This is a genomic window from Pseudomonas sp. TE3786, from assembly GCF_054057335.1.
Genome location: NZ_JBSRZF010000022.1, coordinates 1 through 22138, shown reverse-complemented (window position 1 = coordinate 22138; position 22138 = coordinate 1). Strand labels below are relative to the sequence as shown.

Below are 22138 nucleotides of genomic sequence, written 5' to 3'. Positions count from 1 at the left end.
AGGCCTGACTATGACAACTTCAACTTCCAGTCCGGCACCAGTGGCCGACCCGAGCACCCTGTATCCATCACCGCTGAAAGAATTCTGGCAGCACTTCGCCCGCAACAAGGGCGCGGTAGCCGGCCTGCTGTTTATGGCCCTGATCGTGTTTTGCGCGCTGTTCGCGCCCTGGGTTGCGCCCCATGACCCCAGCGAGCAGTTCCGCGATTTCCTGCTCACCCCGCCGTCCTGGCTGGCCGAAGGCAATAGCCAGTTTCTGCTGGGCACCGATGAGCTTGGTCGTGATCTGCTGTCGCGGCTGATTCACGGCGCGCGCCTGTCGCTGATGATCGGTTTGGCATCGGTGTTGATGTCGCTGATTCCGGGGGTTTTCCTCGGCCTGGTCGGTGGCTTTTTCCCGCGGATTCTCGGCCCGACCATCATGCGCGTGATGGACGTGATGCTGGCCCTGCCCTCCTTGCTGCTGGCGGTGGCGATTGTCGCCATCCTCGGCCCTGGGCTGATCAACACCGTGATCGCGATTGCCGTGGTGTCCTTGCCCTCCTATGTGCGCCTGACCCGCGCAGCGGTGATGGGCGAGCTCAACCGCGACTACGTAACAGCGGCCCGCCTGGCGGGTGCCGGGCTGTTCCGCCTGATGTTTATCACCGTGTTGCCCAACTGCATGGCACCGCTGATCGTGCAGGCGACCTTGAGTTTTTCCTCGGCCATTCTCGACGCGGCGGCCCTGGGTTTCCTTGGCCTGGGCGTGCAACCGCCGACGCCTGAGTGGGGCACCATGCTGGCTTCGGCGCGCGACTATATCGAGCGTGCCTGGTGGGTGGTGAGCCTGCCCGGCCTGACCATTCTGCTCAGCGTGCTGGCAATCAACCTGATGGGCGATGGGTTGCGCGATGCGCTCGACCCGAAACTCAAGAATGCCGTCTGAGGAGCCCGTCATGAGCCTGCTGAATATCAAGAACCTGAGCGTGCGCTTCGGCGACGCCAACGCAGTACCGGTGGTCGACGGCCTCGACCTGAACGTGAACAAGGGCGAAGTGCTGGCGATTGTCGGCGAGTCCGGTTCCGGCAAGTCGGTGACCATGATGGCCCTGATGGGCCTGATCGACGCTCCCGGCATCATCAAGGCCGACGCCCTGAGCTTTGACGGCCACGATATGTTGAAGCTCAAGGGCCGCCAGCGCCGCAAGATCGTCGGCAAGGACCTGGCAATGGTTTTCCAGGACCCGATGACCGCGCTGAACCCCAGCTACACCGTGGGTTTCCAGATTGAAGAAGTGATTCGCCAGCACCTCGGCCTGTCGGGCAAAGCCGCCCGTCAACGTGCGCTGGAACTGCTCGAACGGGTGGAAATTCCCGGCGCTGCCAGCCGCTTGAACGCCTACCCGCACCAGCTCTCCGGCGGCATGAGCCAACGGGTGGCGATTGCCATGGCGATTGCCGGCGAACCGAAACTGCTGATCGCCGACGAGCCGACCACCGCGCTGGATGTGACCATTCAGGCGCAGATCATGGACCTGCTGCTGAACCTGCAACGGGACCAGGACATGGCCCTGGTGCTGATCACCCACGACCTCGCCGTGGTGGCCGAAACCGCCAATCGGGTGTGCGTGATGTACGCCGGCCAGGCGGTGGAAGTGGGTCAGGTGCCGGCGCTGTTCGATGCCCCGGCGCATCCCTACACCGAAGCGCTGCTGGCAGCGATTCCCGAGCACAGCCAGGGCGCCAAACGCCTGGCCACCCTGCCCGGTATCGTGCCCGGTCGCTACGACCGGCCGCAGGGTTGCCTGCTCTCGCCACGCTGCCCCTATGTGCAGCAGAAGTGCCGCGATGTGCGCCCGAGCCTCGACCCCAGTGCCCTCGGTGAAGTGCGCTGTTTCTTCCCGCTGAACCAGCCCAGCCACGCCAACCAGGAGCCAGCACGATGAGCGTAGTACTGACTGCTCGTGACCTGACCCGTCACTACGAGGTATCCCGCGGCCTGTTCAAAGCGCACGCCACGGTGCGCGCATTGAACGGCGTGTCGTTCGAACTGCAAGCAGGCAAGACCCTGGCGGTGGTGGGCGAATCCGGCTGTGGCAAATCGACCCTGGCGCGCGCTCTGACCCTGATCGAAGAACCCTCCTCCGGCTCGCTGCAGATTGGCGGCCAGGAAGTGACCGGTGCCAGCAAGGCCGAACGCAAACAGCTGCGTCGCGATGTGCAGATGGTGTTCCAGAGCCCCTATGCCTCGCTCAATCCGCGGCAGAAGATCGGTGACCAACTGGCCGAGCCGCTGCTGATCAACACCAACCTGTCGCGCAGCGAGCGCCGCGAAAAAGTGCAGGCGATGATGCAGCAGGTGGGCCTGCGGCCTGAGCACTACCAGCGCTACCCGCATATGTTTTCCGGCGGGCAGCGCCAGCGTATCGCCCTGGCCCGGGCGATGATGCTCAACCCGAAAGTGCTGGTGGCGGACGAACCGACCTCGGCGCTGGACGTGTCGATCCAGGCCCAGGTGCTCAACCTGTTTATGGATTTGCAGGCCGAGTTCAACACCGCCTATGTGTTTATCTCCCACAACCTGGCGGTGGTGCAGCATGTGGCCGATGACGTATTGGTGATGTACCTCGGCCGGCCGGCGGAGATGGGGCCGAAAGAGAAGATCTACGCCAAGCCGCTGCACCCTTATACCCAGGCGCTGCTGTCGGCGACCCCGACCATTCACCCGGACCCGGACAAGCCGAAGATCAAGATTGTGGGTGAGTTGCCTAACCCGCTGAACCCGCCGAGTGGCTGCGCCTTCCACAAGCGCTGCCCGCATGCCACCGAGCGCTGCGCCAGCGAGGAACCGCAACTGCGGGTACTGGATGAGCGGCAGGTGGCTTGTCACCATGCTGAGGTGATAAACGGGTTGTAGAACGCATCGCGGCTAAAGCCACTCCTACGAGACCATACGATTCCGTAGGAGCGGCCGCTCCGGTCAGCCGCGATTCCTGCAAAAGCAATTTCAAGATCAAACGCATCGCGGCTAAAGCCCCTCCCACATGGCGCTACGATTCCTGTGGGAGGGGCTTTAGCCGCGATGTTTTTAGCGGATGCCGAGATTAATAAACATCCCGCCGATACCGCCCTTCCTCGGTCAATTGCACCACTGCCTCATCCCCCAGCACCTGGCGCAACACCTGGTCCACGCCTTCGGCCATGCCTTGCAGACTGCCGCAGACGTAAACCGCCGCCCCCTCTTCCAGCCACACCTTAAGCTCATCAGCCGCCGCCAATAGACGATGCTGCACATAGACTTTCTCCGCCTGGTCACGGGAAAACGCCAGGTCCAAACGCGCCAGCTGACCGCCGTCCAGCCAGCCTTGCAGCTCGCTCTGACAGAAGAAGTCATGCTCGGCATTGCGCTCGCCAAACAGCAGCCAGTTACGCGTGAAACCTTGGCCGATCTGCGCTTTCAGCAGGCTGCGCAAGCCAGCCAGACCGGTGCCGTTACCCAGCAGAATCAGCGGACGGGGTTCGCTCGGCAGGTGGAAGCTGCTGTTACGGCGCAGGCGCAGGCTGATGCCCTCGCCTATCCGGGCATGCATGCACAGCCAGCCCGAGCCGAGGCCGAAGCTGCCGTCGGGGTGGGTCTCGACCCGCACCAGCAGTTGCAGCGCGCCATCTTCCATTAGCGAAGCAATCGAGTATTCGCGGACAGTCACGGGCACCAGCGCATCCACCAGCGCCTGGGCATGCAAGCCCACCAGGTGGCCGCGGCTATGGGGCAACTGCCGGCTGGCCAGGGCCTGGGCCAGGCTTTCGCGCAAGCCGGCGATTTCCACCTGGGTGTCGGCGGCAATGCCCAGGCCCGCGAGAAAGGTGTCCACGGCTGCCGCGCTATTGCGTGGCATCACTTCCACCAGGTCACCGGCCGACCACTGTTGGCTGGTATCCGGCGGCGTCAGATCAAGCAGATAAGTCGGCGAACCGGCGCTGCCCGGATTGAGCAGCTCGCGCCGGCTCAGGGTCCAGTTGCCGAAGGTCGGTGCCTGCCAGGCCTGCGGTGCGGTACTGCCGGACAACTGCGCCAACTGCTGCTGCCAGTGTTGCAGGGCGGCGCTGTCGCCGTTGTCGACTTCCACGGTGGCAAATAGATGACTGCCGCCTTCGCGGTTCAACCAGGCTTGCAGGCGGTGGGCGAAGCCGCAGAAGTGTTGGTACTGACGATCCCCCAGGGCCAGCACGGCGTATTTCAGCTCGCTCAGGCCGAGGTCCTGGCCGAGCAGTTTGCGTTCAAAACCGCGGGCGCTGTCCGGCGCTTCGCCGTCACCAAAGGTGCTGACCACAAACAGCGCGTTGCGCGTTTCGCGCAGCTGTTGCGGGCTCAGACTGGCCAGCGACTGCACGTTCACCGCCTGGCCGGCGGCCTGCAGTTGCCCGGCGCTTTGCCAGGCCAGTTGCTCGGCAAAACCGCTCTGACTGGCGAAGCCGATCAGCCAGCTGTCGCCGCTGGCATCAGCCGCACTGACGTTGCCACGGGCCGCACGCACCTGGCGTTTCTTGCGGCGACGGTCGAGGTACAACAGCCAGCCGGTGATAAAGAACAGTGGCATGGTCAGGCCGGCAGCGGTGATCAGAATGCGCCCGGTCAGGCCGAAGTAACTGCCAACGTGCAGGGCGTAGATGCTAGTCAGCAGTTGCTGGCCCAGCGGCTGGTCGGTGTACAGCGTATGGCGGCGTACCTGGCCGGTTTGGGCGTCGATCTGGATTTCATTCATCGCCCGTTCGTGGGCAGCGTCATCCAACAGATAAACCACCTGCACCGGTTGCTTGGCATCCTGCGGCGGGCGGATGTTGTACATCGCCAGCGTCGGGCCGGCGGTCTGGGTGATGCTGGTCCATAGCGCGTCGTAGTTGATCGGCACCGGCGCTGCCGCCTGCGGTGGCGGGCCTCTGCGCTCGCCACGACCGCCTTCACCGCGACCACCGCCGGGCTTGGCACCTCGTTCGCCTGCCGGGGCGCTGCCCAACAAGGCGTAGGCACCCTGGTTAAACCACTGGTACGACCAGGTCAGGCCGGTGAGCGAGGCCATCAGGTAAAACACCAGGCACCAGGTGCCGGCCACGGCGTGCAAATCCCAGTTGAAGGCGCGGCCTTTCTTGGCCCAGTCGAAGGTCAACCAGGTACGCCAGCTCAAGGCATTGCGCGGCCAGCGCAGGTACAGGCCGGACAGGCAGAAAAACAGCAGCATCAGGGTGCAGGCGCCGGTGATGTTTTTGCCGAACTCGCCCATCGCCAGAAAGCGGTGCAGCTGGAACATCAGGTCAAAGAAGGCTTTGCCGGAGGGCTCGCCCAGCAGTTCGCCGGTGTAGGGGTCGAAGTAGCGCGAAGGTCCGCGGCGCTCGCCCGGCTTGGGCACAAAGAACACCTGAGCGGCGTGGTTGTCGTTGGTAAACACCCGCAAGCCGGAAACTTGCATGCCCGCTGCGGCCTGGATTTTCTCCACCAATTGCGCCGGCGGCAGCACGCCGCTTTCACGCACCTGCACTTGCAGAACGTCGGGATTCAGCGCGGTGGAAATTTCATCTTGAAACGAATACAGCGCACCAGTGATGCCCATCAGGGACAGCACCAGACCGCCGGTGATACCGAAGAACCAATGCAGTTGAAATAAACCGTTTTTAAACACACCAACCTCATCTGAACCGACGCCCTGGAGCGCTGCATATCGTTAATAGCGGCGAATACTATTTGAGAATAGCTAGCAACTGCGCAACCTTTACCTATCGTTTACCAACACGTTGGTCGCCCCCGTTCGCTCACCTGACAAAAAAGCCCCGAGCGACCAATCGCTCAGGGCTTGCGCAGCGGCGGATGCAACGCCGCTGGTTGGCTCGGTCAAGGTTGTGGGTAGGGCAAATACCCCTTCGGTGTATCCGCCGATTCACCGATCGCGGGTGAACCACGGCGGATATCCGTTGCACGGATATTCGCCCTACGGCTCGCATTAGAAGTGGAAATTGGTGCTGAGCAACGCGGTTCGGCCGGCAGCTACGTGAGCCATGTGCGTCGAGTACACCTGATCGTAATAACGCTCGTCCGTCAGGTTCTGCACGTTCAGTTGCAGGTCGAGGTTCTTGCTCACCACGTACTTGGCCATGGCGTCGTAGCGCCAGTAGTCCGGTACTTGCACGGTGTTGGCCGTGTTACCGAAGCGCGAGTCGACGTAGTAGGCACCAGCGCCCAGGGTTAGCTTTGGCAGCACCTGGTAGGTGGTCCAGAAGCTGGCACTGTTTTCCGGCACGCTGGGGATATCGTTGCCGTCATACAGGCCTTTCACATACACGGCCGGGGCGCCACGGCCAGCGGTGTTGATGACACCACCATCGACAATCTCACCGTCCAGATAGGTGTAGTTGGCGAACACCTGCCATTTCTCGGTGATCTTGCCGCTGACACCCAGTTCAAAACCGTCCACACGGGTTTCACCGATGTTCTGCGTCAGGCCGTCTTCGTCACTCACGCGGGCATTGGTTTTTTCGGTGCGGAATACAGCAGCATTCACACCCAGGCGCTCATCGAAGAAGTCCCACTTGGTGCCCACTTCGTAGTTACGGTTGCGCTCTGGTTCCAACGCCTGAGTACCCACGGCAATAGCGTCGGTACCTTCGCCGCTGGTTTCACCGACCGGGTTGCTGGAGGTCGACCAGGCCACGTAGATGCTGCCGTTAGGCAACGGATTGAAGACCAGGCCCAACTGATAGTTCCAGAAGTGCGAGTTGTTTTCGTTGTCGAACGACCCACTGACCACGTTGGTAGCACTGGCGGTCAGGCCCTGCGACTCGGTCTGGTAGTCGTCGTAGCGCAGGCCGGCGTTCAGCGACCACTGCTCGTTGAACTTCAGGGTGTCGAACACATACGCCGACAGGGTCTTGCTGTCGGTGTCGGTGTAGGCCTTGCTGTCGGCAATGGTGCCGGTGAAGGTGTCGTTGTAGTTCGGGTCAGCCAGGCTGGTGCAGTCGTGGGAGTTCAAGCCCGCGGCGTTACAGGTAGTGCCGGCAACGCCCGGAGTCACGAAGTAGTTGCGGTTATGCACACCTTCCTTGCTGAACTCGACGCCGGTATTGAGCGAGTGCTCGATAAAACCGGTGTCGAAACGGGCGCTCAGGTCGGTCTGGTTGATCAGGCCTTCGGAGGTCGAGTTGCGGCTTTTTGCCGAGCGCGATACGTAACCACGATCGACGTTGCCACGGGAGTCATCGGGGTTGGTGGCGATGTAGTCGAGGGTGGTGCGCACGATGCGCGACGAGTTCGACAGGGTGATGTTGTCGTTCAGGTCGTGCTCGATTTTGAATGTGCCGGTATCGGTGCTGCTGTCGCGGTAATCGCGCGAGCTGAAACCGTAGAACTTGTCCTTGTTGCCTGCCGGTGTACGCACGCCGTCAGAGCCAACAGCACTTTGCAGTGGGTTACCGAGGTCCGGGGTGTCTTCGCCTTCGACGTGATAGTAGGAAAGCGTGGCGCGAGTGGGCGTGTTGAAGCCGAAGGTCACGGTCGGGGCCACGCCCCAACGGCTGACATCGGCACCGGCACGGCCGGCGACATTGGCGTCGTGTTGCATCAGGTTGATGCGCGCGGCGATGTTGTCGGTAAGTACGCGGTTGACGTCCAGGGTGTAGCGACGGGTCTGGTCGGAACCGTAGGTGAAGCCGGCGTCAGCGAAGTCCTGCTGCTTGGCGGACTTGCTGATCAGGTTGAGGCTGCCACCGGTGGAACCGGCACCGGTAAAGGCCGAGCCCGGACCTTTGCTGACTTCGACCTGTTCGAGGTTGAACACTTCGCGGGTTTGCGACGCGACGTCACGCAGACCATCGATAAACACATCGCTCTCGGCGTTGAAGCCGCGAATGATCGGGCGATCGCCAGCCGGGTTACCGCCTTCACCGGCACCAAAGGTGATCCCGGAGGTGGTGCGCAATGCATCGGCGAGGGAAAGGGAACCGGTGTCCTTGATCACCTGGTCGCTGATCACAGTGACGCTTTTCGGCGTTTCACGCAGCGGTGCGGTGTACTTTTTCGACGCCGATTCGTCGACCTTGTAGCTGTCCGGCTGGTCCTGCTCGCCGACCACTTTGGTGGTCTCCAGCGTGAGGGCCTCGGCGGCGTGGGCCAGGGGTGCGGCAGACATCGCCACCCCCACAGCAGTAGCCAGCAGACGTGGTGAAAAAACGGTCGATTCTGTGGACGTGGCAGACATGCGGTTTCCCTCCCCAGGAATGGCAAAGGCCGCGGAATTTAGAGCAACAGCTATTCGTTAGCAATTGTTAATAATTCGCATGTAGCAATATTTACACAATCCTTACACTTTATAAAAACACTTGAAACGCCCGCGCCATGGGGCTTTAAAGCTGTTGCAAGCATGCTAAGCAACGAATTATCATTTGCGACTTATTTTCAAATACTGATGGTTTGGCCATGCTTCTGCACATTCCAGGCGTCTTCAACCGCGACGAGGTCGGGCAAATTCGCGCCGCCCTCGAACAGGCGCAATGGGCTGACGGCAAGGTCACCGCCGGCTACCAATCGGCCAAAGCCAAACACAATCTGCAGCTGCCGGAAGACCACCCGCTGGTCCGCGAAATCAGTACAGAAATGCTCACTCGGCTGTGGCAGAACCCGCTGTTTATGTCGGCGGCATTGCCGCACAAAGTCTTCCCGCCGTTGTTCAACTGCTACACCGGCGGCGGCTCATTCGACTTCCATATCGACAACGCCATTCGCCAGGTGAAGAACAGCGCTGAGCGGGTACGCACCGATCTGTCCGCCACCCTGTTCTTCAGCGATCCCGATGAATACGACGGCGGCGAGCTGGTGATACAGGACACCTACGGCAACCAACGGGTAAAACTGCCCGCCGGCGATATGGTGCTGTACCCCGGCAGCAGCTTGCACAAGGTCGAAGCCGTGACCCGGGGTGCCCGTTTCGCCTCGTTCTTCTGGACCCAGAGCCTGGTACGTGAAGACAGCCAGCGTGCGCTGCTGTTCGAGATGGACCAAGCGATTCAGCACCTGACCCGGGACGTGCCAGACCACCCTGCCCTGCTGCAACTGACCGGTAACTACCACAACCTGCTGCGCCGCTGGGCGGACGTCTGACGTGACCAAGGCCCTGCTACGCCGCGAACAACAGTTGACTGGCGACGACCTCGCCAAGCTGCTCGAAGGCGACCCCGGCCAGGCCGCCCACGCTATTCTCAGCGCGGCCAGAGACGGCCTGCTGGAAGCGCAAACCCTGCTCGGCCAGTTACTGCTCGAAGGCCGAGGTATTCAGCGCGACCCGGCGCTGGCACGCACCTGGTTTCAGATTGCCGCCCGCCAGGGGCACGCCATGGCCCATAACATGCTCGGGCGCTGCCTGGACCAGGGCTGGGGCGGCGAGACCGACATCGCGCAAGCCGCCGAGCACTATCGACAGGCCGCGGAAGGCGGCTCGGATTGGGGTCAGTACAACCTGGCCAACCTACTGGCCACAGGGCGCGGGCTGCCGTGCGATCCACTCCAGGCTTTCGCCCTGTATATGCGCGCTGCCGAACAGGGGCACGCCAAGTCGATGAACCTGGTGGGACGTTTCTACGAAGAAGGCCAGGTGGTACGGCGCGATCTGCCGCAGGCCCATGCCTGGTATCGCCGCTCAGCCGAGGCCGGCGATTTCCGTGGGCAGTTCAGCCACGCCGCCGTGCTAGCTGAGCAAGGCCAGCTCGATGCCGCGTTGAGCTGGCTGCAACGGGCCCTGCAACTGGGCAACCTGAACTTCCTGCGGGTGGCCCGTGAATCGCTGCTGCAATCCCCCCACAGCAGCATTCGGGCCGAGGCCCGCGCGTACTTCCGCCGTGCCGCAGAACTGGGCGAGGACAGTGACCGCGAGCGTTATGCCAGCGTTGCGTAACGCATAAAAAAGGCTGCCCAGGGGCAGCCTTTTTTAATGGCGAAACCGTTACGGCTTGTGCGCCCGCGAGAGGAACTCGTGGGATTGCATTTCCAGCAAACGGCTCAGGGTGCGCTGGAACTCGAAGTTCAAGCGGCCACCGGTGTACAGGTCTTTCAGCTCCACGGCAGCGGAGATGATCAGCTTGACGTTGCGGTCGTAGAACTCGTCCACCAGGTTGATAAAGCGCCGCGCCAGGTCGTCTTCGTTGACGCCCATCTGCTCGACGTTGGAGATCAGGATGGCGTGGAAAATCTTCGCCAGCTCGATGTAGTCGTTCTGGCTACGCGGGCCGTCACACAGCTCGCGGAACTCGAACCAGGCCACGTCGTCGCACACTTTACGCGCGGTGATGCCGCGGTTCTCGATCATCAGCACTTCGTTGACCTGCGCTTGCACGCAATCCGGTACCAGGCTGACAAAGCTCTTGTTCAGGCTGACTTCCGCGCCTTCGTTGAGCGGCCAGTAGTACAGCTCGGCTTGCTCAAGGGCACGCAGGCGGTAATCGACGCCGCTGTCGACGTTGACGATGGTGGTGTGCTGTTTGAGCAACTCGATGGCGGGCAGGAAGCGCGCACGTTGCAGGCCGTCTTTGTACAGGCCGTCGGGGACGATGTTGGAGGTGGACACCAGGCTGACGCCGTTCTTGAACAGCTCTTCCAGCAAGGTCGCCAAGATCATCGCGTCGGTAATATCGGAGACGAAGAATTCGTCGAAGCAGATCACCCGGGTTTCGGCCGCATACCGCTTGGCGATGGCTTGCAGCGGGTTTTTCTCGCCGCTCAGGGTGGTCAGGTCTTCGTGCACACGCTTCATGAAACGGTGGAAGTGGGTGCGGGTCTTTTCCTTGAATGGCAGGGCTTCGAAGAAGGTGTCCACCAGGTAAGTCTTGCCGCGACCCACGCCGCCCCAGAAGTACAGACCCTTGACCGGGTCCTGGTTCTTTTTGCCCAGCAGTTTGCCAAACAGGCCCGGCTTGTTATCGCCGGCGGCAATCAGGTCGTCGTAAAGGCGCTGCAGATGGCGCACCGCAGTTTCCTGCGCGGCGTCATGGAAGAAGTCGGGACGTTTGAGGTCCGCCTGGTATCGCTCGAGGGGCGTCATCGCGTAATGCTCTCAACTATTTACTGGCTCGCGACCGGCCAAGTAGTGGGTATCGCGAGGCATGTGATGGGCAGGTAACGAGTAAACAGTACCCAGGGTCTGCGTCTTGCCGACGTGCTACGGCGCAGTTGCGCGTGCATGTGGAGGGTCTGGAACGCCCCAGACAGCAAAAACGGGGTCGTCACTTTAGCGGCGACCCCGTTGCTTGGCAATCGGCCAGCACTGCTGACCGATCGACACACTCACTCTGGCTGGGCTGCCAGAGCCTCTCGCAGTTGCTGAACTGCCTGCTCGCAGGCGGCGGCATCGGCAAACTGCGGGCTGTCGCCGACGGCTTGGTCATCCAGCCAGACGGCAAAAGCACTGCCTTCAACCCGCACATCCAGCGCGCTGCCATCCTGCAGGCGCTTACTTATCTGGCCAGCGGTTTTGCCATCGGCGAAGTTTTTCGACAGCAGCAATTGCTCGCCATCGGCGGCCAGCAGACGGAAGCGGAAGCTGCCATCGTCTTCGCGGAAGCTGACAAAACGCGCGCCTTTGGCGGCCTTTTTCTTGGTGTTCTGGGTGCTTTGCAGGTCGCTGCGGAACGAGCGCAGGCCCACGGCCTCACGCAGCTCGCCGAGGAATGGCGTGGCGATCTTGCGCGCCTTGGCGGCCCCGGTGAGCAGAATATCTTCGAGGTCGGCCGGGCGCTCGATCAGGCCGTGGTAACGCTCGCGCGCCTCGCCCAGTTCGTTGTCGAGCAGCTCGAACAGGCGCTGCTTGGCTTCACCCCAGGCCAGACCGGCGAGCAGATCGGCGCGAAATTCAGCCTGCTGCTCGGCCGTGGAGAAGGCTTGGTAGAGGGTAAACAGGTGCGAGTTGTCCGGGTCTTTGGCTTCGCCGGGGGCGCGGGAATCAGTAACGATGCTGGAAACCGCCGCCTTCAACTGCTTGGGGCTGCTGAACAACGGAATGGTGTTGTCGTAGCTTTTCGACATCTTGCGGCCATCCAGGCCCGGCAAGGTGGCGACGCTTTCTTCGATCAGCGCCTGGGGCATAACGAAGAACTCTTTGCCGTTGCCGAACAGGTGGTTAAAGCGCTGGCCGATGTCGCGGGCCATTTCCACATGCTGGATCTGGTCGCGCCCGACCGGCACCTGGTGGGCGTTGAACATCAGAATGTCTGCCGCCATCAGCACCGGGTAGCTGAACAGGCCCATGGTCACGCCGGCGTCCGGGTCTTCACCCTGCTCGACGTTTTTATCCACAGAGGCCTTGTAGGCGTGGGCGCGGTTAAGCAGGCCCTTGGCCGCCACGCAGGTGAGCAGCCAGGTGAGTTCGGTGATTTCCGGGATGTCGGACTGGCGGTAAAAGGTCACCCGGTCGGTATCCAGGCCGGAGGCCAGCCAGGTGGCGGCGATTTCCAGACGCGAACGCTGAATGCGCAGCGGGTCATCGCATTTGATCAGCGCGTGGTAGTCGGCCAGGAAATAGAACGAGTCGGCGTCCGCGGCGCGGCTGGCGACGATAGCCGGGCGGATGGCGCCGGCGTAGTTGCCCAGGTGCGGGGTGCCGGTGGTAGTGATGCCGGTCAGGATACGAGTGGTCATTGGCATTCGCTTAATAAGTCAGTTCGACAGACGCGGCAGCAGCAGGTCTTTGAGCTCCGTGAGCTTGCCGTGAAAAAAGTGCCCGCATTCTGCCACTTTCAGCAGCTCGTGGGCACGTTCGAGGTTGGCCGACCAGGCGAAAACTGTGTCCGGGGCGATGACCTCGTCCTGCTCGGGCTGAATCAGGGTCAGGGCACCGTGCTGGGCAATCGGGTTCTGCTCGTTCAGACGGCTGACGGCGGGGGCGACCATAAACAGCCGCTCGATTGCTACGCCGCGGGCTTCCAGGCGACCGCTGAGGCTGGCGGCGACAAAACCACCGAAGGAAAAGCCAAACAGGTTCAGCGGCAGATCCGGTTGTTCGGCAAGCAACCAATTGGCCACTGCTTCGGCGTCATCCACTTCGCCGCTGACCATCTCGCTGGCCCCGGCACTGGCCCCGACACCGCGGTAGTTGAAGCGCAACGTGGCATAGCCGGCATCGCGGGCGGTGCGCTGCAAGGTGGAAACCACCTTATTGAGCATGGTTCCGCCCTGCACCGGGTTCGGATGGCAGATCAACGCCAGGCCGCGGGCTTCAGGGAGGTCGAGGTAGAGGGCTTCGAGTTGGCCGGTAGGCCCGTCAATAAACAGGGAGACTTCGCGAGCTGACAACGGGGAACTCCGTGACCCGGCAAGGGGTCGACACGTCTTGGATAAGATCTTGCGAGCGCCGAACTGCCGACACTCGCCCTTCGAGGCTGCGCCGCGCTATACAGCGCCGGTATGAGCCGTTAACGTAAAGCAAAGCCGTTTATAGAGGAAGGACTCGTGGAACAGACGCTATTGGCCTGGTTACTCCCGGCACTCGCCCTGCTCGCTGGCATCACCATCGGTTTTCTGGTGGCCCGCCTGGTTCCCAGCGCCGCACCGAGCCGCACGCAACGGCAACTGGATGAAATCCAGGAACGCTTCGATAGCTATCAGAGCGAAGTTGTCACCCATTTCAACACCACCGCCAGCCTGGTGAAAAAGCTCACCCAGAGCTACCAGGAAGTGCAGGAACACCTCTCCGAAGGTGCCAACCGCCTGGCCCTCGACGAACTCACCCGCCAGCGTTTGCTGGCCGCACTGCACGACGAAAAACCCGGCACCCGCGAGCGCCTGACGCCTCCACGGGATTCCGAAGTGCCGCGCGACTACGCACCGAAAAGTGCCGATGCGCCGGGGATGCTGGATGCCACTTTTGGCTTGAAGAAGCCGCCGGTCGGCGACACCTCGCCGCGTTAAACCGCAGCCAACAAAAAGCCCCGCCGATGCGGGGCTTTTTTATGTTCGGCGTTTGCAGAATCGCGGCTTAAGCCGCTCCTACAGGGGATCGAGTTTCCCGTAGGAGCGGCTTCAGCCGCGAAGCTTTTAGATAGCCCCGCGACTGCGCAACAGCTCCAGCACCAGCTTCACGCCCTCTTCCACTGACACGCTCTGGGTGTCGACCACCAGGTCGGCATTCAGCGGAATGTCATACGGGAAGGACTCGCCCGGAATGTTGTCGCCACCGGCTGCGTACAGGCCTTGCGGGTCACGCTCGGCGCAGACCTGCGGAGAGGCCTGCACATACACCGTTAGCAGACGCTGGTTGCCGATCAGCGCCTTGGCCTGTTCGCGACCTTCTGCATCCGGCGCAACAAAGGCGGCCAGGGTGATCAAGCCGGCTTCGTTGAACTGACGCGCCACATGGGCGGCACGACGCCAGTTCTCGGTACGCCCGGCGCGGTCTTGCGGCAGACCTTTGTTCAGGTCGTGACGCAGGTTCTGGCCATCCAGTACATAAACGGCGCGGCCCATATCGAACAGCTTGCGCTCCACGGCATAGGCCAGGGTGCTCTTGCCTGCGCCCGACAAACCGCTGAACAGCACGGTGGCCGGCTGCTGGCCGAAGCGCGCAGCACGCTCTTCGGTAGCCACGTGGGCCAGCTTGCCGTGCACACCACCACCCGGAACGCCAACCGGCGCAGCGATGATCATGCCGGCGCCGACGGTGCCATTGGTAAGACGGTCGACGATGATAAACGAACCGGTGGTGCGGTTACGCTCGTAGCCGTCCAGGGCGATGGAGGCGTCCAGGCTGACCTTGACCTTGGCGATCTCGTTCAGTTGCAGGCTGCTCGCCGCGCCTTCTTCCAGGGTGTTTACATCGACCTTGTGGACGATGCTGGCAATCGAACCCGGCACATAGCTGGTGGCGCGTTTGATGTCGTATTTCTTGCCCGGCAGCATCGGCTCTTCGGCCATCCATACCAGCATGGCTTCGAAGCTGTCGGTCACCTGCGGCTGGCTGTCGGCATGCACCAGCAGGTCGCCACGGGAGATATCGATTTCGTCTTCCATGGTCAGGGTAATGGCCTGACCCGGGCCTGCGCTTTCCAGCTCGCCTTCGAAGGTGACGATGGATTTAACCCGGCTGCTCTTGCCCGACGGCAGCACCACGACTTCGTCGCCTTTGTGCACGATGCCGCTGGCCAGGGTGCCGGCAAACCCACGGAAGTTCAGGTTCGGACGGTTAACGTACTGCACCGGGAAACGCATGTCGGTGAAGTTGCGGTCGGCGGAAATCTCTACGCTTTCGAGGATTTCCATCAGGGTCTGGCCGCTGTACCACGGCGAACGGTCGCTGTGGTTGACCACGTTGTCGCCCTTCAAGGCCGACATCGGTACGAAGTGGATCGAGGTCGGTTTCAGCGAAACCTTCTCGGCGAACTCTAAATAGTCGGCCTTGATCGACTCGAACACGCCTTCGTCGAACCCTTTGAGGTCCATCTTGTTGATGGCGACGACGATATGTTTGATGCCCAGCAGGGACGCGATATAGCTGTGGCGACGGGTCTGGGTCTGCACGCCGTAACGGGCGTCGACCAGAATGATCGCCAGGTCACAGGTGGAGGCACCGGTGGCCATATTGCGGGTGTACTGCTCATGGCCGGGGGTGTCGGCAATGATGAATTTGCGCTTGGCGGTGGAGAAGTAGCGGTACGCCACGTCGATGGTGATGCCTTGCTCGCGCTCGGCTTGCAGGCCGTCTACCAGCAGCGCCAGGTCGATGTCTTCACCGGTGGTGCCGACTTTTTTCGAGTCGCGGGTGATGGCTTCGAGGTGGTCTTCGTAGATCATTTTCGAGTCGTGCAGCAGGCGCCCGATCAGGGTGCTCTTGCCGTCATCGACGTTGCCGCAGGTGAGGAAGCGCAGCATTTCCTTGCGTTCGTGCTGGGCCAGGTAAGCGAGGATGTCCTCGCTGATCAACTCGGATTGGTGCGACATATTAAAAGTACCCCTGACGTTTCTTGTCTTCCATCGAACCGGCCTGGTCATGGTCGATAACGCGACCCTGACGCTCGGAGGTTCTGGTCAGGAGCATTTCCTGAATGATGTCGGTCAAGCTGGTGGCGGTGGATTCCACCGCGCCAGTCAGTGGGTAGCAGCCGAGGGTACGGAAACGCACCATCTTCTTGTGAATGCTGGCTTTCTGTTCAGGCGACAGATGCTCAAGGATGCGCTCGTCGTCGATCATGATCAGCGTGCCGTTCATTTCGATCACGTCGCGCTCGGCGGCGAAATACAACGGAACAATCGGGATGCCTTCGAGGTAGATGTACTGCCAGATATCCAGCTCGGTCCAGTTGGAGAGCGGAAACACGCGGATCGACTCGCCCTTGTTGACCTTGCCGTTGTACACGTTCCACAACTCGGGGCGCTGGTTCTTGGGGTCCCAGCGGTGCTTGCTGTCGCGGAACGAATACACGCGCTCTTTGGCGCGGGACTTTTCTTCGTCACGGCGCGCGCCACCGAAGGCAGCGTCGAAGCCATGCTTGTCGAGCGCCTGCTTGAGGCCCTCGGTTTTCATGATGTCGGTGTGTTTGGCGCTGCCGTGGGTAAACGGGTTGATGTTCTGCGCCACGCCGTCCGGGTTCACGTGAGTGATCAGGTCCAGGCCCAGGTCCGCCACCATCTTGTCGCGGAACGAATACATCTCCTGGAATTTCCAGCGGGTATCCACATGCATGACCGGAAACGGCAGCTTGCCGGGGAAAAACGCTTTGCGGGCAAGGTGCAGCATGACCGCGGAATCTTTACCGATGGAGTACAGCATCACCGGATTATCGAACTCGGCGGCGACCTCGCGGATGATGTGGATGCTTTCCGCCTCCAACTGTTTCAGATGCGTCAATTTATCGAGCATGGCTACTCACGGCTTTCTCACGAGGAGAGCGTTATTGGACGGCCTACGGGCCGTGGACGAGGGCGGCACTTTAGCACAGCACTCTATTCTATTCAGGCAGCTACTTAGACCTAAACGATCTAGTCATATGCCCACTAAACAGGGCCGCTACACCGGGTTAGGACAGTCAATAAACAGGTGCTCCAGCGCGAAGCGTTTGGCCAGATAGTCACCCAGCGCCTGCACGCCGTAACGCTCGGTGGCGTGGTGGCCGGCGGCGATAAAGCTGATGTCGTTTTCCCGTGCGCTGTGCACGGTTTGCTCGGAGGCTTCGCCGGTCAGATAGAGATCGACACCGGCGGCAATGGCCTGGTCGATATAGCCCTGGCCGCCACCGGTGCACCAGCCGATGCGGCGAATCATCTGCGAGCCTTCGACCAATAGCGGCTCACGGTTGAGCACTTCCTGCACCCGACGGGCGAAGTCACGGGCACTCATAGGTTCGTCGAGCGAGCCGACCAGGCCGACCACTTTGGCGTTGTCCGGGTCCAGCGGGCCTTCGACGGTAATGCCCAATTGCTCGGCCAGCTGCACGTTGTTGCCGACCTGCGGGTGCAGGTCCAGCGGCAAGTGGTAGGCGAGCAAACTGATGTCATTGTTCAGCAGGGTTTTCAGCCGACGCTGCTTCATGCCGACCACGCAGGGGTTTTCGCCTTTCCAGAAATAGCCGTGGTGCACCAGCACCACATCGGCATCCGCCTCGACCGCAGCATCCAGCAGCGCCTGGCTGGCGGTCACGCCGCTGACGATCCGCCGCACCTGCGGCCGGCCTTCCACTTGCAGGCCGTTGGGGCAGTAATCGGCGATGCGCGCCGCACCGAGAAAACGCTCGGCTTCTTCCAGCAAGGTGCTCAGCGCAATCGCCATGACATTTACTCTCCCGTACAAATCTAAGCTGCTTTTTATTGCCGCGACGGCCTCTATAATGGCCGCCACCTTAAGGGCCTGCCATGGCCCTCGCAACCCTCAGGATTTATCGATGTTCAAGGCTCTGCGTTATCTCGGCTGGCCGCTCCTGGTCGGCGTGCTGTTGGCGTTGCTGATTATCCAGTACTACCCGCAATGGGTCGGCCTGCCGCGCCAGGATGTGCATATGCAGCAAGCGCCGCAATATGGCATGGCGCAACAGGGGCCGGTGTCCTATGCGGACGCGGTAACCATCGCCGCCCCCGCCGTGGCCAACCTGTACACCACCAAGATTGTCAGCAAACCGGCCAACTCGCTGTTCGAAGACCCGCAGTTCCGCCGCTTCTTCGGCAATAACCTGCCCAAACAACGGCGCATGGAGTCCAGCCTGGGTTCGGCGGTGATCATGAGCCCTGAAGGCTATCTGCTGACCAACAACCACGTCACCGCCGGTGCCGACCAGATTGTGGTGGCGCTCAAGGACGGTCGCGAAACCCTGGCCCGGGTCATCGGCAGCGACCCGGAAACCGACCTGGCGGTATTGAAGATCGACCTCAAGGACCTGCCCTCCATCACCCTCGGCCGTTCCGACGCCATTGCCATCGGCGACGTGGCCCTGGCCATCGGCAACCCGTTTGGCGTCGGCCAGACCGTGACCATGGGCATTATCAGCGCCACCGGGCGCAACCAGTTGGGCCTTAACACCTACGAAGACTTTATTCAGACCGACGCGGCGATCAACCCTGGCAACTCCGGCGGCGCGCTGGTGGATGCCCACGGCAACCTGGTGGGCATCAATACCGCCATCCTGTCCAAGTCCAATGGCTCGCAGGGCATTGGTTTCGCCATCCCCACCAAGCTGGCGCTGGATGTGATGAAGGCGATCATCGAACACGGTCAGGTGATTCGTGGCTGGCTGGGGATTGAAGTGCAGCCGTTGACGCCGGAGCTGGCCGAATCATTCGGCCTGGAAGGCAAGCCGGGCATTGTGGTGGCCGGTATCTACCGCGACGGTCCGGCGCAAAAAGCCGGCCTGCAGCCGGGCGATCTGATTCTGAGCATCGATGGCGAGCCGGCCAGCGATGGTCGTCGTTCGATGAACCAGGTAGCCCGCGCCAAGCCGGGTGACAAGACCAGCATCGAAATCATGCGCAACGGCAAACCGATGGAATTGACTGCCGAGATCGGCCTGCGTCCGCCACCCGCGACCAACGATGCCACCGAATGAATGCCCCTGAAAGGCACCAATAAGGCGCCTTTTTTCTGCCTGCGATTTTTCCCAACACATACAGCGACAGATGACGCGTCCGGTTTCCCCTGATTAAAATGTTATGTTATTACATATTTTTCATCGGAACCCGGACATGAAGTCACCTGCCCTCGCCTCGCTTACTGCACTGACCTTTGGCCTGCTTGGCGCGCCTGCATCTGCGGCGAATCAACCCTTGGAAATGGAAGAAATCAGCATCACCGCCGAACACGCCGATGAACGCGCAGACGGCCCGGTTCGCGGCTATCGCGCCACTCGCTCGTCCACCGCCACCCGTACCGACACCGACATCCGCGACACCCCGCAAAGCATCAACGTAGTCCCCGCCCAGGTACTCACCGACCTCAACAGCACGCGGATCGACCGCGCCCTCGATTTCGCCGGCGGCGTATCGCGGCAAAACAACTTCGGCGGCCTGACCTTCCTCAACTACAGCGTGCGCGGCTTTACCACCGGCGAGCTGTACCGCAACGGCTTTGCCTATAACCGCGGCAGCAACAGCGCTCCGGATACCGCCAGCATCGAACGCATCGAAGTGCTCAAGGGCCCGGCCGCCAGCCTGTACGGCCGTGGCGACCCTGGCGGGCTGGTGAATATCGTCAGCAAAAAACCTCAGGCCGACGCTTTCAATACCCTGCAATTGAGCGCCGGCAGTTGGGACCGCTACCGCAGCAGCCTGGACGTCAACACCCCGCTCAATGAGCAAGGCACCGTGCTGTCGCGAGTAAACCTGGCGGTGGAAGACAACCACAGCTTCCGCGACCACGTCGGTAGCCAGCGCCAGCTGGTAACCCCGACACTGTCCTGGCAGCTGAGCCCCGATACATTTCTACTGATCGAAAGCGAATTCAGCCGCAGCGAGTCGGTGTTCGACCGTGGTGTTCCCGCAGTCAATGGCGAGATGGGTTCGGTCTCCCGCTCGACCTTTCTGGGCGAGCCCAATGACGGCGATATCCGCAACGACAACCAGCTGCTGCAGATCAGCCTCGAGCACTACCTGAACGACAACTGGAAAACCCGCCTGGCCAGCCACTACAGCCAGGGCACGCTAAATGGCGACAGTTCGGAAACCCAGCGCCTGGTCGGCGCGCAGGTGTCGCGTTTCTACCGCCAGCGCGACTTCGAGTGGAACGACAGCATCACCCAGGCCGAACTGCACGGCACCTTCGAGCTCGCCGGCTGGGAGCATCAAGTCCTCACCGGCTTGGAGTACGAGAACTACCGCAACAGCCAGAAGTACCCGCAAAGCCTGACGTCGCTGGGCTACGGTGTGGATATCTACCAGCCGGTCTACGGCCAGCCGAAACCGGCGCTGGCAAGCAAAAACGACTTCTTCGAACACACCGAGAGCTATGCCCTCAATCTGCAGGACCAGATCCTCATCTCCGATAACTGGCGCGGCCTGCTGGGCGTGCGCCTGGAGCGCGTCGAACAGCATTCGCTGAATCGCAGCACGGGCCTCGACAACCGCCAGGACAAAGACGTAGCGACTCCCCGCGCGGGCCTGCTTTATCAACTCACCCCGCAAGTCGGCGTATTCGCCAACGCCTCCACCTCGTTCAAGCCCAACAGCATTGGCACCCAGGGCCAGGTGTTCAAACCGGAAAAAGGCCTCGGCTACGAGACCGGCCTGAAGCTCGACCTGCTCGACGGCCGCCTCGGTGCCACCGTGGCGCTGTTCCATATCGACAAGGAAAACGTCCTCACCAGCGACGCCAACGGCGACAGCATCGCCGCCGGTAAAGCCCGCAGCCAGGGTCTGGATCTGCAGTTCAGCGGCCAGCTCAGCGATGCCGTGCGGATAATTGGCGCGTACGCCTACCTAGATGCAGAGGTCACCCAAGACAACGTCATCAAAGAGGGCAGCGACCTGCTGGGCATCGCTCGCAACAGCGCCAGCCTGATGGCCGTATACGAGGTCCAGAGCGGTGCCTGGCGCGGCTCGGATATCGGCGTCGCCGGCAACTACGTGGGCGACCGCTCGGGGCAAACCGGCACCCAGTTCGAGCTGCCGGCCTACAGCACCGTCGACCTGCTGGCCCACTACAAGGCCAGCGAAACCGTTACGGTCGGCTTCAACCTCAACAACCTGTTCGACCGCACGTACTACGAGCGCTCCTACAACAGCACCTGGGTGTTGCCCGGCGACCCGCGCAATTTCAGCGTCAGCCTGACCCTTTCCCTTTAATCCCGCCCCAACAAGGAAGAACCATGCCCAAACTTCACCTGATGTTGATCGCCGCGCTGTTCACCATGGAAGTCCAGGCCCACGGCCTTTGGACCGAACAACGGCGCGGCAACATCGAAGTGGTTTATGGCCACGGTGCCGAAGACGATGCCTTCAAGGCGGCGAAAATCAGCGATGCCTGGGCGTTCGATGCACAAGGCAAGCCCATCGCCGTCAATATCGAGCGCCTCAACGACCACGCCCGCCTGCACCCGGCAACTGCGCCGGCGAGCCTGGCGGTCGCGCTCGACAACGGCGCCTGGTCGCAAACGCCCGACAACAAATGGATTAACCAAGGCCGCACCCAAGTGCCGAGCGCGGTTCACGCCCTGCACACCTGGAAATACAGCCTGGCCATCTATAAGGAAGGCGCTACCCTGCCGGATTTGAGCGCGCTGAAACTGCTGATCAAGCCGCTGCAAGACCCGCTCAAAGTCGGCCCAGGCAAACCGTTGCGCGTACAGGTGCTCCTGGATGGCAAACCGGTGTCCGGGCTCAAGCTGATCGGCGACTACCGCAGCGCACCGTCTACCGTCAGCGCCACCACGGATACCAATGGCGAGGCATTGGTGGTGGTGCGTAACGAAGGGCTGAACATCATCGCCGCCGAAACCAGCGTGCCGGTTAGCGGTGATGCGGATATCGATGAGCGCGGGTTGTTTACTTCGCTGAGTTTTATTGGCAGCAGCCACGAGGAATAATCCCGGGCTATCCCCACCTGTAGGAGCGGCTTCAGCCGCGATGCTCTTAACATCAAAAGCATCGCGGCGGAAGCCCCACCAACCGGGGGGGGGGGTTTTGTTTTGGGGGGGGGGGGCAGGCGCGCCGCCCCCG

Annotated in this window: 17 protein-coding genes; 9 read left to right on the top strand and 8 right to left on the bottom strand. The window is 61.7% G+C overall.

The features are described 5' to 3' along the window. Positions 1 to 10: 10 nt before the first annotated feature. The 3 genes from ACVW0Y_RS20335 to ACVW0Y_RS20325 are packed head-to-tail and all read left to right on the top strand — an operon-like array spanning position 11 to position 2899. A complete protein-coding gene (locus tag ACVW0Y_RS20335) occupies positions 11 to 928 on the top strand; it encodes an ABC transporter permease subunit (RefSeq protein ID WP_457440913.1) in 918 nt (305 codons plus the stop codon). Positions 929 to 938: 10 nt separating this feature from the next. Then, a complete protein-coding gene (locus tag ACVW0Y_RS20330; RefSeq protein ID WP_457440912.1) occupies positions 939 to 1928 on the top strand; it encodes an ABC transporter ATP-binding protein in 990 nt (329 codons plus the stop codon). Next, complete coding sequence (locus ACVW0Y_RS20325; RefSeq protein ID WP_457440911.1) at positions 1925 to 2899, top strand: peptide ABC transporter ATP-binding protein; 975 nt, start codon at positions 1925 to 1927, stop codon at positions 2897 to 2899. The genes ACVW0Y_RS20330 and ACVW0Y_RS20325 overlap by 4 nt, the downstream gene beginning before the upstream one ends. A 187-nt stretch (positions 2900 to 3086) precedes the next feature. On the opposite strand, the gene ACVW0Y_RS20320 is transcribed toward ACVW0Y_RS20325, so the two are convergent. Together ACVW0Y_RS20320 and ACVW0Y_RS20315 are read right to left on the bottom strand one after the other, a co-directional pair. Further along, complete coding sequence (locus ACVW0Y_RS20320) at positions 3087 to 5657, bottom strand: PepSY domain-containing protein (RefSeq protein ID WP_457440909.1); 2571 nt, start codon at positions 5655 to 5657, stop codon at positions 3087 to 3089. Between the two features lie 318 nt (positions 5658 to 5975). Continuing rightward, positions 5976 to 8225 carry a TonB-dependent receptor gene (locus ACVW0Y_RS20315; RefSeq protein WP_457440907.1) on the bottom strand — a complete coding sequence of 750 codons (2250 nt, stop codon included), beginning with the start codon at positions 8223 to 8225 and terminating at the stop codon, positions 5976 to 5978. Between the two features lie 218 nt (positions 8226 to 8443). Between ACVW0Y_RS20315 and ACVW0Y_RS20310 the strand changes: the two genes are divergently transcribed. Next, positions 8444 to 9124 carry a Fe2+-dependent dioxygenase gene (locus ACVW0Y_RS20310; protein ID WP_457440905.1) on the top strand — a complete coding sequence of 227 codons (681 nt, stop codon included), beginning with the start codon at positions 8444 to 8446 and terminating at the stop codon, positions 9122 to 9124. Position 9125: 1 nt separating this feature from the next. Further along, the gene (locus tag ACVW0Y_RS20305) at positions 9126 to 9914 is read left to right on the top strand and encodes a tetratricopeptide repeat protein (RefSeq protein WP_457440903.1); all 789 of its coding nucleotides are present in this window, start codon (positions 9126 to 9128) and stop codon (positions 9912 to 9914) included. Positions 9915 to 9962: 48 nt separating this feature from the next. Here ACVW0Y_RS20305 and zapE read toward each other — a convergent pair whose 3' ends face one another. The 3 genes from zapE to ACVW0Y_RS20290 form a co-directional block, all read right to left on the bottom strand. Then, positions 9963 to 11057 (bottom strand): cell division protein ZapE, encoded by a 1095-nt coding sequence (zapE, locus tag ACVW0Y_RS20300; protein ID WP_457440901.1) that lies wholly within the window; start codon positions 11055 to 11057, stop codon positions 9963 to 9965. Positions 11058 to 11299: 242 nt separating this feature from the next. Further along, positions 11300 to 12649, bottom strand: a complete 1350-nt coding sequence (locus ACVW0Y_RS20295; RefSeq protein ID WP_457440899.1) for a tryptophan--tRNA ligase — start codon at positions 12647 to 12649, stop codon at positions 11300 to 11302. Between the two features lie 18 nt (positions 12650 to 12667). Then, positions 12668 to 13303: an alpha/beta hydrolase gene (locus ACVW0Y_RS20290; protein WP_457440898.1), complete on the bottom strand. Its 636-nt coding sequence runs from the start codon at positions 13301 to 13303 to the stop codon at positions 12668 to 12670. 156 nt (positions 13304 to 13459) lie between these two features. Between ACVW0Y_RS20290 and ACVW0Y_RS20285 the strand changes: the two genes are divergently transcribed. After that, positions 13460 to 13918 carry a YhcB family protein gene (locus ACVW0Y_RS20285; protein WP_457440896.1) on the top strand — a complete coding sequence of 153 codons (459 nt, stop codon included), beginning with the start codon at positions 13460 to 13462 and terminating at the stop codon, positions 13916 to 13918. A gap of 126 nt (positions 13919 to 14044) precedes the next feature. Here ACVW0Y_RS20285 and cysN read toward each other — a convergent pair whose 3' ends face one another. From cysN to ACVW0Y_RS20270, 3 genes are all read right to left on the bottom strand, one after another. Beyond that, positions 14045 to 15943 (bottom strand): sulfate adenylyltransferase subunit CysN, encoded by a 1899-nt coding sequence (cysN, locus tag ACVW0Y_RS20280; protein WP_457440894.1) that lies wholly within the window; start codon positions 15941 to 15943, stop codon positions 14045 to 14047. A 1-nt stretch (position 15944) separates the two neighbouring features. Beyond that, positions 15945 to 16862: a sulfate adenylyltransferase subunit CysD gene (gene cysD, locus ACVW0Y_RS20275; RefSeq protein ID WP_457440892.1), complete on the bottom strand. Its 918-nt coding sequence runs from the start codon at positions 16860 to 16862 to the stop codon at positions 15945 to 15947. 147 nt (positions 16863 to 17009) lie between these two features. After that, positions 17010 to 17768, bottom strand: coding sequence for a Nif3-like dinuclear metal center hexameric protein (locus ACVW0Y_RS20270; RefSeq protein ID WP_457440890.1), 759 nt, complete (start codon positions 17766 to 17768; stop codon positions 17010 to 17012). A 112-nt stretch (positions 17769 to 17880) separates the two neighbouring features. On the opposite strand from ACVW0Y_RS20270, the gene algW reads away from it, so the two are divergent. The 3 genes from algW (at position 17881) to ACVW0Y_RS20255 (ending at position 22005) form a co-directional block, all read left to right on the top strand. Further along, a complete protein-coding gene (gene algW / locus ACVW0Y_RS20265; RefSeq protein ID WP_457440888.1) occupies positions 17881 to 19035 on the top strand; it encodes a Do family serine endopeptidase AlgW in 1155 nt (384 codons plus the stop codon). Positions 19036 to 19171: 136 nt separating this feature from the next. After that, the gene (locus ACVW0Y_RS20260) at positions 19172 to 21265 is read left to right on the top strand and encodes a TonB-dependent siderophore receptor (protein ID WP_457440886.1); all 2094 of its coding nucleotides are present in this window, start codon (positions 19172 to 19174) and stop codon (positions 21263 to 21265) included. Between the two features lie 23 nt (positions 21266 to 21288). Beyond that, positions 21289 to 22005, top strand: a complete 717-nt coding sequence (locus tag ACVW0Y_RS20255; RefSeq protein WP_457440884.1) for a DUF4198 domain-containing protein — start codon at positions 21289 to 21291, stop codon at positions 22003 to 22005. The last annotated feature ends 133 nt before the right edge of the window (positions 22006 to 22138 follow it).

Bases quoted from the DNA above. Each gene is read 5' to 3' on its own strand.
- ACVW0Y_RS20335 (WP_457440913.1), top strand. From the start codon at position 11: ATGACAACTTCAACTTCCAGTCCGGCACCAGTGGCCGACCCGAGCACC.
- ACVW0Y_RS20330 (WP_457440912.1), top strand. From the start codon at position 939: ATGAGCCTGCTGAATATCAAGAACCTGAGCGTGCGCTTCGGCGACGCC.
- ACVW0Y_RS20325 (WP_457440911.1), top strand. From the start codon at position 1,925: ATGAGCGTAGTACTGACTGCTCGTGACCTGACCCGTCACTACGAGGTA.
- ACVW0Y_RS20315 (WP_457440907.1), bottom strand. From the start codon at position 8,225: ATGTCTGCCACGTCCACAGAATCGACCGTTTTTTCACCACGTCTGCTG.
- ACVW0Y_RS20310 (WP_457440905.1), top strand. From the start codon at position 8,444: ATGCTTCTGCACATTCCAGGCGTCTTCAACCGCGACGAGGTCGGGCAA.
- zapE (WP_457440901.1), bottom strand. From the start codon at position 11,057: ATGACGCCCCTCGAGCGATACCAGGCGGACCTCAAACGTCCCGACTTC.
- ACVW0Y_RS20295 (WP_457440899.1), bottom strand. From the start codon at position 12,649: ATGACCACTCGTATCCTGACCGGCATCACTACCACCGGCACCCCGCAC.
- cysN (WP_457440894.1), bottom strand. From the start codon at position 15,943: ATGTCGCACCAATCCGAGTTGATCAGCGAGGACATCCTCGCTTACCTG.
- cysD (WP_457440892.1), bottom strand. From the start codon at position 16,862: ATGCTCGATAAATTGACGCATCTGAAACAGTTGGAGGCGGAAAGCATC.
- ACVW0Y_RS20270 (WP_457440890.1), bottom strand. From the start codon at position 17,768: ATGGCGATTGCGCTGAGCACCTTGCTGGAAGAAGCCGAGCGTTTTCTC.
- algW (WP_457440888.1), top strand. From the start codon at position 17,881: ATGTTCAAGGCTCTGCGTTATCTCGGCTGGCCGCTCCTGGTCGGCGTG.
- ACVW0Y_RS20260 (WP_457440886.1), top strand. From the start codon at position 19,172: ATGAAGTCACCTGCCCTCGCCTCGCTTACTGCACTGACCTTTGGCCTG.
- ACVW0Y_RS20255 (WP_457440884.1), top strand. From the start codon at position 21,289: ATGCCCAAACTTCACCTGATGTTGATCGCCGCGCTGTTCACCATGGAA.